Annotated in this window: 14 protein-coding genes; 5 read left to right on the top strand and 9 right to left on the bottom strand. The window is 32.2% G+C overall.

What is annotated here, in order from left to right:
- Window positions 1-21: 21 nt before the first annotated feature.
- Window positions 22-690, top strand: a complete 669-nt coding sequence (tsaB, locus tag BLV91_RS14225; protein WP_091434446.1) for a tRNA (adenosine(37)-N6)-threonylcarbamoyltransferase complex dimerization subunit type 1 TsaB — start codon at window positions 22-24, stop codon at window positions 688-690.
- 26 nt (window positions 691-716) lie between these two features.
- Here tsaB and BLV91_RS14220 read toward each other — a convergent pair whose 3' ends face one another.
- From BLV91_RS14220 to BLV91_RS14205, 4 genes are all read right to left on the bottom strand, one after another.
- On the bottom strand, window positions 717-1,544 hold the full coding sequence (locus tag BLV91_RS14220; RefSeq protein WP_091434444.1) for a mechanosensitive ion channel family protein: 828 nt from the start codon (window positions 1,542-1,544) through the stop codon (window positions 717-719).
- Window positions 1,545-1,641: 97 nt separating this feature from the next.
- On the bottom strand, window positions 1,642-1,962 hold the full coding sequence (locus BLV91_RS14215) for a prolipoprotein diacylglyceryl transferase (protein ID WP_091434442.1): 321 nt from the start codon (window positions 1,960-1,962) through the stop codon (window positions 1,642-1,644).
- Window positions 1,963-2,156: 194 nt separating this feature from the next.
- A complete protein-coding gene (locus tag BLV91_RS14210) occupies window positions 2,157-2,357 on the bottom strand; it encodes a dodecin family protein (protein WP_091434441.1) in 201 nt (66 codons plus the stop codon).
- A 117-nt stretch (window positions 2,358-2,474) separates the two neighbouring features.
- Complete coding sequence (locus BLV91_RS14205) at window positions 2,475-3,374, bottom strand: NifU family protein (RefSeq protein WP_091434439.1); 900 nt, start codon at window positions 3,372-3,374, stop codon at window positions 2,475-2,477.
- Window positions 3,375-3,531: 157 nt separating this feature from the next.
- On the opposite strand from BLV91_RS14205, the gene BLV91_RS14200 reads away from it, so the two are divergent.
- Together BLV91_RS14200 and BLV91_RS14195 are read left to right on the top strand one after the other, a co-directional pair.
- A complete protein-coding gene (locus BLV91_RS14200; protein WP_091434438.1) occupies window positions 3,532-4,530 on the top strand; it encodes a PorP/SprF family type IX secretion system membrane protein in 999 nt (332 codons plus the stop codon).
- A gap of 19 nt (window positions 4,531-4,549) precedes the next feature.
- On the top strand, window positions 4,550-5,068 hold the full coding sequence (locus BLV91_RS14195) for a gamma carbonic anhydrase family protein (protein WP_091434547.1): 519 nt from the start codon (window positions 4,550-4,552) through the stop codon (window positions 5,066-5,068).
- 20 nt (window positions 5,069-5,088) lie between these two features.
- Here BLV91_RS14195 and BLV91_RS14190 read toward each other — a convergent pair whose 3' ends face one another.
- Genes BLV91_RS14190 through BLV91_RS14170 form a run of 5 tightly spaced genes read right to left on the bottom strand, consistent with a single transcriptional unit; the run spans window position 5,089 to window position 9,144 of the window.
- Window positions 5,089-5,802 carry a LytR/AlgR family response regulator transcription factor gene (locus tag BLV91_RS14190; protein WP_091434545.1) on the bottom strand — a complete coding sequence of 238 codons (714 nt, stop codon included), beginning with the start codon at window positions 5,800-5,802 and terminating at the stop codon, window positions 5,089-5,091.
- A 37-nt stretch (window positions 5,803-5,839) separates the two neighbouring features.
- Window positions 5,840-6,928, bottom strand: coding sequence for a sensor histidine kinase (locus BLV91_RS14185; RefSeq protein ID WP_091434437.1), 1,089 nt, complete (start codon window positions 6,926-6,928; stop codon window positions 5,840-5,842).
- The gene (locus tag BLV91_RS14180; protein ID WP_245709713.1) at window positions 6,929-7,288 is read right to left on the bottom strand and encodes a DUF4907 domain-containing protein; all 360 of its coding nucleotides are present in this window, start codon (window positions 7,286-7,288) and stop codon (window positions 6,929-6,931) included. It lies immediately after the preceding gene.
- Window positions 7,275-8,282: a Kelch repeat-containing protein gene (locus BLV91_RS14175; protein WP_091434435.1), complete on the bottom strand. Its 1,008-nt coding sequence runs from the start codon at window positions 8,280-8,282 to the stop codon at window positions 7,275-7,277. Before BLV91_RS14175 ends, BLV91_RS14180 begins: the two co-directional genes overlap by 14 nt.
- A 16-nt stretch (window positions 8,283-8,298) precedes the next feature.
- Entirely contained in the window at window positions 8,299-9,144 is an 846-nt protein-coding gene (locus BLV91_RS14170; protein WP_091434433.1) for a DUF6268 family outer membrane beta-barrel protein, read from the bottom strand.
- 230 nt (window positions 9,145-9,374) lie between these two features.
- Here BLV91_RS14170 and BLV91_RS14165 point away from each other — a divergent pair, with 230 nt between their 5' ends.
- Together BLV91_RS14165 and BLV91_RS14160 are read left to right on the top strand one after the other, a co-directional pair.
- Window positions 9,375-10,691 carry a DUF4270 family protein gene (locus BLV91_RS14165; protein ID WP_091434432.1) on the top strand — a complete coding sequence of 439 codons (1,317 nt, stop codon included), beginning with the start codon at window positions 9,375-9,377 and terminating at the stop codon, window positions 10,689-10,691.
- The gene (locus BLV91_RS14160) at window positions 10,692-11,930 is read left to right on the top strand and encodes a BamG family beta-barrel-assembly machinery protein (RefSeq protein ID WP_091434430.1); all 1,239 of its coding nucleotides are present in this window, start codon (window positions 10,692-10,694) and stop codon (window positions 11,928-11,930) included.

The following is an 11,930-nucleotide window of genomic DNA, read 5'->3' as shown; positions in this document are numbered from 1 at the left end:
TAATATCATAAATACTTACAATTGGATTATATTCTCAACATCGAGACATCTACTAAGAATTGTTCTGTCTCTATTGCCAAAGGGGGTGAAACTATCATTTGCAAAGAAATTGCGGAAGAAGGATACTCTCATGCAGAAAGATTGCACGTTTTTATAGAGGCAAGTTTAAAAGAAGCAGGAATAACATATAAAGATTTATCAGCGATTGCGGTGAGTCAGGGACCAGGTTCTTACACGGGACTTCGTATAGGTGTTTCAGCAGCGAAGGGACTGTGCTTTGCATTAGACCTTCCATTGATTGCGGTTGATACATTGAAAGTGCTGGCGTCGCAAGTAAAGATAGCAAGTGGATTGATTGTTCCAATGATTGATGCTCGTAGAATGGAAGTGTATAGCGCTATTTTTAATGCAAAAATAGAGAAATTAAGAGATGTGCAAGCCGAAATTATAAGTGAGGACTCTTTTGAAAATCTTCAAGAAACAGTTTATTTTGTAGGAGATTGCGCTGAGAAATGTAAAGCTGTTTTGACTAAAGAAAATTTTGTCTTCTTAGCGGAAATAAAATATCCTTCGGCTAAGGAAATGAGTACGCTTAGCTATGAAAAATATAAAAAAAGCGACACTGTTGATGTCGCCTATTTTGAGCCTTTTTATTTAAAAGATTTTTTGATAACTACTTCAAAAAAATAATAATAACATATGTTTGCTAATGGCTACTAAGTATTAGTCGCGGAAAATTCTTTAACATAAGGCTGGATTACAATACCTGCAGTATCAAAAGCAGTTTTGCAATTTTCTAATGTCTCTGTGAAAACTACGCCAAAATCCTCATTGCTCGCCCAAGGTCTAACTGCTAATTGAATGGCACTATCCGTCAGATTTTTTACGAAAACTTCTGGTTTGGGAGTTTGAAGTACTTTTGGGTTGTTATTTAATACCTCCATAATTAGATCTTTCGCCTTTTTAATGTTTGAATCATAAGAGATCGAGAAGGTCAGATCAGCTCTTCGGTATTTTTGTAAAGAGTAATTAGTGATGGTGCCGTTAGATAATATGCCATTAGGAACGAATACAGTCTGGTTGTTTGCTGTCGTTAATTTGGTTACAAAAATTTGTATTTCAGTAACTGTTGCTAATACTCCCTGTGCTTCGATTAGATGTCCTACTTTAAAAGGCTTAAAGAGAATAATCAACATGCCACCTGCAAAATTAGATAGCGATCCCTGTAGTGATAGTCCTACTGCAAGTCCCATAGCTCCCAGAATGGCGACAAATGACGAGGTTTCAATACCGAGTTTTGAAATAAATGAAACAAATAACAATACTCGCAGGACCCATAGTAATATGTCGGCCAAAAAATTGGTCAATGTTGGGTCTAATTCCCTTTTAATCATTACTTTTCTAATTAGCCTATTGATTAGCCTGATGGCATAAAGACCAATAAATAGAATTAGAAATGCAGAAATTAATCTTGGGGAATATTCAAGCAGCGTTTTAATAAAATTGCTTGCATAGTCAGCAACATAATCAGGTCTTAGGGTCATTTTTTAAGTAATAAAAAAACCTTCAAATGAAGAAGGTTTAGGTTTATAATACAAAATTACAAATTAATTTTTTTGGAATAGATGAATCGGTACTCTCTTATGATTTATTTGTATTTTCATCAGAGGCGCGTTCTTTTACTTTTTTGATAACATCGGCTATCGCCTCATTTGTTTTTTCGGCATAATCGCTAACAACTTCTTTTGCTTCTGCTGAAAATGATTCGGCTTTTTCGATTAACGGTTCTGATGCTTCTTTTACCTGTTCAAAAGTTTCCTGTGTAAATTTTTCTGTCTTTTCTAGATAAGGCATAGCAGTTTCTTTAACCTGCTCTACGGCTATTTCTGCTTTGTCAGCTAATTTACTCGAGGTTTTGTTGGCGGAGCCAAATAAATTTTTAAAAAATGATGATAATCCCATGTTCTTAGATGTTAAAATTAGGATACAATAGCAGGTATTTAGTTCTTACAGTTGTATCATTCTATTTGTAATAATTTGTAGCCAATCAATATATAGTCGTAGATGTATTTTGTGTTTTGATTTTTTAAGTCGAGACTAAACATCATAAAAAAAAAGCGTTTCTTATGAAACGCTTTTTTCTTTTTAAGATAGAGTTACTCAAGTTCGAATGTTACTTTTAGGGTGACTCTGTATTCCGCAATTTTACCATCACTTACCGCAGCACTTTGATCTTTTACATATACGGATCGTATATTTTTCACAGATTTTGATGCTTTAGTAATTGCTTTTTGAGCTGCATCTTCCCAGCCGATATTTGAGCTGGAAAGTAATTCAATAACTTTTAATACTGACATAATTTCTATTTTTTTAGTTGAACATTAAATTTAACTAAAATTTTTATAACTACATCGAAAAAGAGGTTAATAAATTTGTAATGTTAATAAAATCAGCATATTGTAATTTTGTTTTAGTTATCCGTTGACTGCTTCTACTTGTATTTTTTCGTCATTTAACATGCTTTTTAGCATGTTTTCAATTCCGGATTTTAAAGTAAATGTTGATGATGGACAACCACTACATGCGCCTTGAAGAACAACTTTTACTACTTTGTCAGTCTCATTGTAAGAGTCAAAAATGATATTACCACCATCAGCTGCTACAGCAGGTTTTACATACTCCTCTAGGATGTTGATGATTTGTTGTGAGGTAACATCTAATTTATCAAAATCTTCATTTTTGTGCTTTTCTTGATTTTCTTTGGCTATAATAACGCTTTCGTCAAGTACAACACCTCCGTTTTCAATATACTGTTTTATGAAGCTTCTTAGTTCTAATGTTATCTCGTCCCAGTTGTTTACTTCGTATTTAGTAACTGAAATATAATTTTCGTCAATGAATACTTCTTTCACATATGAAAATTTAAACAATTCTTTTGCTAAAGGAGAAGGAGCAGTTTGGTCGATGTTTTTAAACTCAATTGCATTTTTAGTTAGCATTCGGCTAACGACAAATTTTAAAGCGGCAGGATTTGGTGTTGTTTCACCATAAACTGTTATAGGTTGCTTTTTAGTTTTATTTTCCTCGATTGTGATTATTGTTCCTCCGTTGTTTAGGAAAGTGTCAATTTGTTCAGCAACAGCATCTTTAACATCATCCCATTCTACGATGCTATATTTTTCAATAGCTATAAAATTTCCGGAAATGTAAACTGTTTTTACGAATGGTAAATAAAATAATTGTTGTGCTAGGGGAGATGCTTTTGCCTCGTCTATATTTTTAAACTCGTAACTTTCATTTTGAGTAATAAAATCTTCGAATTCAAATTTTAGTATAGTAGGATTTTGCGTTTCTTTTATGGTAACTTTTGTCATAACTTTTGTAAATTTTTACAAATTTAGCAAAGTTATTTTCTACGAATACCTATATTTGATATAATAATGGATAAATTAACTTTATTTTAGTTGTTCGATGAGTTTGTATAGACCTTTTCTTCTGCACTAATGTTTAATTTTAAATAATAGTATTTCAATGTATATCAAAATTAAAATTTTATTAGTACTTTTTTTTATAACATCTTATTCTTTTTCTCAAGAAGGAATACCCGTTTATTCGGACTATTTATCAGATAATTATTATTTGATTCATCCTTCGATGGCAGGAGCTGCAAATTGCTCCAAAATCAGACTTACAGCCAGAAAACAATGGTTTGGTCAAGAGGATGCGCCTGAACTTCAAACCTTAAGCTTTAATGGTAGGGTGTCTGAAAAAGCTGGAGCTGGAATCATTTTGTTTAACGATAAAAATGGCTATCATTCTCAAAAAGGAGTTAAATTAACCTATGCATATCACCTTATGTTTTCTAGGGATGAAATTGATTTAAATCAATTGTCATTTGGAATAAGTGGAGGTTTAATCCAGAGTCAGTTAGACGAAACAAGTTTTTTACAATCTGGTGATTTTGATCCCATTATTGATGGAACGGTTGTTCAAAAAGACTCTTATTTCAATGTAGACTTTGGTGCCTCTTATAATTATTTGGACTTTTATGTTCATGGTACCGTTAAGAACGCCATTGAAACCAGAAGAGATATTTACACTGAATATGAAAGTGATAATTTAAGGAAATATCTTTTGAGTGCAGGTTATGTATTTGGGGATAGTGACCGCATATTGTTTGAACCATCTATATTGTTTCAACTTGTAGGTAAAACCAAAGAGAAATCAATAGATTTAAATATGAAAGCATACAAGAATTTAGACTTCGGACAACTATGGGGAGCTCTTTCCTATAGAAGAAGTTTTGATGGTGCTGAATATAATGACGGGAGCGGAGTTTCTGCTCAAAAACTGCAATACATTACTCCAATCGTAGGTGTAAATTTCAAAAATTTGATGTTTGCTTATACGTATTCGCATGTTACGGGCCCTGTGAAGTTTGATACAGGTGGCTATCATCAAATTACTTTAGGTGTTAACTTGTTTTGTAAACCAGTTAAGTACGAATGTGAATGTCCAGCTATTAATTAATTCTAATCTATCTATTTTAATGTTAATAAAATCTGTCAACGGGAAAACTCCTGTAATACCGAAGGATTGTTACGTAGCCGAAAATGCAACGATTGTTGGAGACGTAAGTTTTGGTGATTCTTGCAGTGTTTGGTTTAATGCAGTTATCAGAGGTGACGTTAATTTTATTAAGTTTGGAAACAAGGTAAATATCCAGGATGGGGCTGTAATACATTGCACCTATCAAAAGCATCCTACTATCATTGGGAATAATGTATCAATAGGTCATAATGCAATCGTTCATGGTTGTACTATTCACGATAATGTTTTGATAGGAATGGGCGCCATAGTGATGGATAATTGCGTAGTACAAAGCAATTCTATTGTTGCTGCTGGAGCGGTAATTACTCAAAATACTGTTGTTGAGTCTGGCTCTATTTGGGCAGGTGTTCCTGCTAAAAAGGTAAAAGATATAGATCAGTCAAATTTTGCTGGGGAAATAGCTCGTATATCAGATAATTATGTGATGTATTCCAGTTGGTTTAAAGACGAGGAATAAAATTCTGCAACGATAAGAAACTACAAGTTTATTCTTTCAAAGAATGAGTTTTTATAACTTTCACTAATAGGAATTCTTTTGTCGGCGATTACGGCTTTGTTTTTTTGGATGGATTTCACGTGTTTTATATTGATAATATAAGAGCGATGAACTCTAGCAAACCCTTTAGATGAAAGTAAGTTTTCTAGCTTTATTAAACTAATTAAGGTTAATGTATATTTAGAGTCAGTCGTATATATTTTGACATAATCTTTCAACCCTTCAATATATAAAATATCTGCGAAGTTCAATTTTACATTTTCATATTCAGCTCTAACAAACATAAAATCTTGTTCGATTTCAGGTGCTGAAATTAAAGTTGTAGTTGCAGCTGTATTTTGGGGGCTAAAAATTTGTTGTGCTCTTATTACCGATTTTAGAAATCTATGAAAAGGGATTGGTTTTACTAGATAGTCTACTGCGCCTAGGTTAAATCCTTCAACAGCATAGTCAGAATAGGCGGTGGTGAAAATGATAAGTGGTTTTTTATCAATTGCATTGATAAAGTCAATACCCGAAAAATGAGGCATTTCTATATCTAAAAAAATTAAATCAACATTAGATTGATTGATTATTGAGATGGCATCAATAGCATTGTTGAAGGTGTTTACTAGCTCAAGTGAATCTATTTTACTAACAAATTCTTTGATCAAATCAACTGCTAATGGTTCATCATCTATTATAACACATTTCATCATATTTTCTATTGTGGAGTTGAAATTCCTTTAATTTTTAGGTGTTTATCACTTGTGTTTTATCTAGGATCAAATTTAAATGTACACTGTAGCTATTTTCGGTTTCAGTTATTGTAAGCTGATGCGTATTTGGGTATAGAAGATCCAGTCTGCTTTCGATGTTTGTTAAACCAATTCCGGAATTCTCTGGGTCCTTAATGTAGTTTTCCATTTTGTTTTCTACCCAAAAATCTAAAACATTATCATTGATAATTATTTTAATTTTTACATAAGCCACTCCTTTGTAGTCCGTTCCGTATTTGAAAGCATTCTCAATAAAAGAAATTAAAAGTAATGGTTCTATGTATTTATTTCTAGTTTCTCCATGAATATTTATGAAAATATTCTCAATGTTATTTAATCGTAATTTCTGGAGCTCAATATAATTTTTGATATAGTTTATCTCCTTTTCAAGAAATACAGTTTTATTGTCGGTTTCATAAAGCATGTAGCGCATCATTTCAGATAAGGTTACTATGGCATCTGGTACCAAATCTGATTTTTTGTAGGCTAATGAATAAATACTATTGAGTGCATTAAATAGGAAATGTGGATTTGTTTGTTTCCTTAAATAGTTGAGTTCTGTGGTGGTTCTATGAGTTTCAGCAATAAGTTTATTTTGCTGATTATCATAAAACTCTGATAATGTTTTTATGATTGTACTGATTGCTATTATAAAAACATAAAAAATAGAAGGAGAGATTATCATGAAAAAGGGAGCTTTTCTACGAAAAGGCATTCTTCTTGTAATTTGATGCCCAGTTGCATCATAAACTTTGGGAGGCATCATTTCTCTAAAATCAGGAATGAAGTAAACAATCCTTACAATCGTAAAAAAAGTAATTATCGAAAGTACTATTGCTAAAAAAGACCAGTATTTTTTATGCAGCAGTAATTTTGGAACAAAATAAAAATAATTTAAATAAAATAAGGTGATCCCACTTATCCATTGCACGTAGAAATCGGGGTTAATCAACAAATAACTTTCGTAAAAAGAAATTAATGATGTAACAATAAAAAAGCTCCAAATAATACTATGAACTAGTATTTTGTTTGAACTATTATTTTTTATGTCGTCTAATTTCATCTAGGTTTTTATAGCTAATAAAAATAAATCTTTTTTTGTTACGGTAGGAGACAAATCGTCTTTCAGTTTTTGCAATACTAAGTTGCCTACACTTAAGGCCTCTTTTTCGGTTTTAAAGCTCTTATTGTCGCTAATAACGGGAATGACAGTTTGTTTTATAATGATTTTGTCATCTTTAGATATTGTGTAGCCCCAACCAGAATTAGTTTTTAAAGATTGGACTTTAAAACTCTCTGCTTTATTACATGAAACAAATAGAAACAAACACAATATAAAAAAAATAGTGTATTTGTTTGCTAATATAAGATTCTTCTGGAGTTTTGTCCAGAAGAATCTATTAGTTGAATTAATTATCATCATCGCTTTGCTCGTCTAATGGTTTAAATTCCCAAGAATCATCAAAGTAAGATGATCCAGATCTTCCTAGTAATAAAAACCCACGTTGGTTGATTGCAAAACCGGTGGCATCTGTTCTCGCTGAACCTTCAAGAGAAGTTCTTTCTTGCCATACATCAGTTGTAGGTTCGTATTCCCAAACAGATCTTGTGCTCTCGCCACAGGCTATATAACCTAATCCATTCATTGAAAAACTAGACGCATTAGATCGTACAATTACGTAGTCATCGTTATAAGAATAGTCATCATCATCATCTTGATCGATATCGCGTTTTCTTGTCCATTCATCCGTTGCGGGATCAAACATCCAGAAATCGACTTGGTATGTTCCACTATTTACTCCAGTTGCTAGGTATGCTTTGTCGTCAATAACAAATACAGTCGCACCTCTTCTTTTATTTCCACTAAAACCATTTACTAGTGTCCAAGTGTCGTTGGTTGGGGTATATTGGTAAAAATCTTTAAGATAATTTCCGTCATATCCTGTTCCAAAGTAGGCTTTTCCTCCTGCATGAAATCCTACAGCAGAATAACGAGCACTTCCGGCAAAATCTGCTTTTTGAGTCCAAGTATTACTTATAGGATTGTACTCATAAAAGTCTTTCAGTTTATTAGTACCATCGTAACCAAGACCAATATATCCTTTGTCATTTAGTTCAAAGCCTGAAGCGGCACTTCTTCCTACACCATTAAAATCTGCTTTTTGCTCCCAATAATCTCCTTCTGAATTATATGCCCATAGGTCTTTTAGGTATTCATCTCCAGTGTAGCCTGTAGCTACGTAAGCATAACTTCCTATCACAAAACTTGTGGCACTTGATCTAGCAGGACCATCAAAAGAGGATTTTTTAATCCAGTTCCCAACTAAATCGTCGTCTCCATCATCATTACTGCAGCTTACTAATGCTAGACTCATTATAAGCGTAGAAAATAATATTCCCTTTTTTAAACTATTCATATATTTATTGTTTTTGTTAATGTTTGAATTTTATACCTATGTTAAAAATATATCCGTTGCTATTATTGAAATCATACTTTAGATCTCCTTTATTATCCGTTAGATAATATTTATTGTTGAACCCATAACCTCCCTTAAAATTTAATGACCAGTTAGGATCTATATTTCTCTCATAGGTAAACGTTGTAGCCATTTGTGAGTAGGTCATTTTTGTTGCGTTGATAGCATTGGTATTTTCAGAGGAGTCTAAATTGTAAACAGCTCCTTGAAAGCTATTTTTGATTATGAACGAATTCCTACTGTTGTTTGAATAAGAGATCTGAGAGTCAGGAAAACCTATTGCTACAAATGTGTTTTTGTTGATGCTATGTGTTAGTGAAAAAGTGGGTAATACTTCTGTTTTTCCAAAAAGAGCTGCTCTTTTTACTCCTATGGATAAGGAGTTTGAGCCGTTAAAGGAGTGGCTTACTTCTAGACCACCAAATATATCTACATCAGAAATACCTATGTTTTTTTCGAAATTGACTGTTGGTTTTATTTCAATATTCAAATTTGTTTTTTGATTTATGGCATGTGTGATTTCGAATTTGTTTTCGAAACTTGAGAAAGCATTGAGATTGTCTTGTAAATTGTAATTTTCTAAATCATAAATAATTCCTGTGTTTTTGTATTTGAAAGTATTTGATATTTTATTTTTAGAACCAATGTTTTTGAAAAAACTAAACCCAATTTCGGTCTCGTTTTTAGTTATTTTTTCGGTTGGTTCTGTTTTTATGTTTAATTCTACAGAGTAAGTGCTTTGGGCTGATACTTTAAGAATAGCAAACAGAAACAGAAGGCTTGCAAAAATCTTTATTCTCATTTGTTTATTTTATTGATCCAAAAGTAGTAGCAATCTCTAATTTAAAAAAAGAAGATATATATATGGGCTTATTTCATAGACAAACAGCTCGTTTATACAGTTGAATCAGTATAGTGCTTTGGTATTACTGTTATCGATGTTATTGGGTCTTTTATAGACAAAATGTTTCGAGTGGTATATGTTATAATGCACTATAAAAAGGTCTCTTATATATTTGTTCAAAAAGATTTATGTATAAGGTATTGTTGTTCCTATTTCTTGGAGTTGTGATTGCCTCTTGTAGTTCGGATGTAGATGCAGGAGAGTTTGTAGTGGGGTCGGATTATTTATCCGTAAGTAATAAGGTAGTATTGATTGATACGCTAACTGTTGATGTTTCAACAATTAATTTAGATTCCTTGATTACATTTAGTCAAAATAGGATTTTGGTTGGGAATTATGATGATCTCTATTTTGGGAAAATAAAGTCGGAAAGTTATTTTCAATTGTCTTCAACAGGATATACTCTTAATACTGATTATTCTGATACAGATGCTCCAACCTATGTTTTCGACTCGATAAGAATGATTTTGCGACCAGACAAATATTACTATGGTGATACTACAAAAGTGCAGACTATTAGTATTCATCGATTACTTGAAAAAGTAAAACCTAGTGAAGATGATGACTATTTCTACAATGGTTCAAGTCTGAAATATGATGCAGAAAGTTTGGGTTCTGTTTCATTTAAACCTAAACCTATTAGTAAAGATACCGTGGTCGTAAGTATTAAAGATCTTTTTGGAGAAGCTCTTTTTCAAAAAATAAAGAAGCGAGAGATTACAAATTTTGATGAATTCACTGAATATTTTAAAGGGTTGGTTATAAAGTCAACATCAAATGGTTCTTCTAGTGTTGTTGGTTTCAATACTTCGAGCGTGCTTCGTTTATACTATTCAAAATATTTAGGAGATGCTGAAGAGTCTTTTTATAAGGATTTTAATATTCTAGATGGAACCAAGCAATTTAATAATATAACGTTGGATAGGAGTGCAACATCGATAAAAGATCTTCCTGATTTTACAAGTAGTTTGTCCAGTCTAAAAACGGGAAACAAGGCTTACATTCAATCTGGGACAGGTATCGCATGTAGGATTGATTTTCCTAATATAAAACAGTTGAAATACCTCTCAGAGAATGGTGCTATTGTTGATGCCCAACTGATTGTTAAACCTATAAATAATACCTATTCGGATGCTTATCCTTTAGTAGATTCTTTAAGAGTTTTTGTTGGTGATAAGTTGAATAGAATAACAGGGACCTTGAGTAATGGTGGTAGTACCTATGCAGTTTTGAATAAGCAAAAAGACGAGTTTAATGAGGATGTTGGTTATAGTGTTTCTATTGGGTCTTTTCTGCAAAATGAAATGATTAAAAAATCAGATTCTAAGCTGTCATTAATTCTTACTTTACCCAATATTTCAAAAACGGTAAATCGATTGTTAGTGGGTGATCAGAAAAACAGCAGTAACAAAATTCAATTGAAAATTTATTATATTTCTTATTAGATGAAAAATAAAATAGCACTTGCGGGATTGTTTACATTTTTTGTAATGACCGCATTTTCACAAAGTATAGCAAGTTCACCCTATTCAATTTATGGTTTAGGAAGTTTGTATGATTCTGATTTTGGTTCAATTTCTTCTATTGGATCTTCGGGTATTGCATTGCCATCAACTCAATCGATTAACAACCTTAATCCGGCTTCTTTAGGTTATATGTATCAAAATCATTTTTTGTTTGATGTGGGAGGGAAATCTATTTTTTCAACGTATGAAAATAGTGCTAAAAAAGAAAGTAGAAACAATGTTCAGTTCTCTCATATCGCTTTAGCTTTTCCAGTAACAACTAAATCAGCTGTTAGCTTGTCGTTACAGCCCTATTCGAGTGCTACCTACAAAGTGTCGAATTTACTTTTACCAATTGAAGAAAGTACAGAAGAATATGTTTTGAATGCATCGGGTAGTGGTGGCTTAAATAATTTTGATCTTTCCTATGGTTATAAAATTGGAAAGAAAATAGCATTAGGTATTTCTACTAATTTCCTTTTTGGAAATATAGTAGATGATAGAGACTATACTGTTTCAAACTCAATAACTACTATAAATAAAACTTCGTATTATAATGGAGTAAGAGTGTCTCTAGGTACTCAGGTGCAAATTGACTCGACATTATCAGTAGGTGTGACTGTTAAATCTCCTAGTCAAATAGCGGCGACGAAAACGCAATCTGTAGTTTCTTATAATAATTCGGTAAGTACAACAATTTCCAGTGATGAAAATTATGACGTAGATGATTATTATTTACCATTAGAATTTGGAGTAGGCTTAAGTAAAGTTTTCAAGAATAATTTAAACTTTACTTTAGATTATAAAAAGAGCTTGTGGAATGGTACTAATCAATCTGATATATATGGTAGCTATGTTAATCAAGATAAATTTGCAATGGGTTTTTCATATAGTAAAACAAAGAGTGTCAGAAGCTATTTTGATAGAATACAATATTCTACTGGGGTTAATTATGATTCTGGGTTTTTAGAAATCGATAATAAAAGAATTAACAATCTCTCTTTATCAGTAGGGGTATCATTACCGGTAGAGAATAAAGCTTTTTCGGCCCTTAATGTGACTTATTCTTATGGTCAAAAGGGAAGTATAAGTAATGGACTAATTAAGGAGAATTATCACAAATTGTCTCTTAATTTAAGCTTAGATGGTATTTGGTTTGTCAAAAGGAAATTTGAGTAG

The organism is Flavobacterium degerlachei (assembly GCF_900106645.1).
Lineage (GTDB): Bacteria > Bacteroidota > Bacteroidia > Flavobacteriales > Flavobacteriaceae > Flavobacterium > Flavobacterium degerlachei.
The sequence above is the reverse complement of the archived record's forward strand: the minus strand, read 5'-3'. Positions and strand labels throughout refer to the sequence as shown.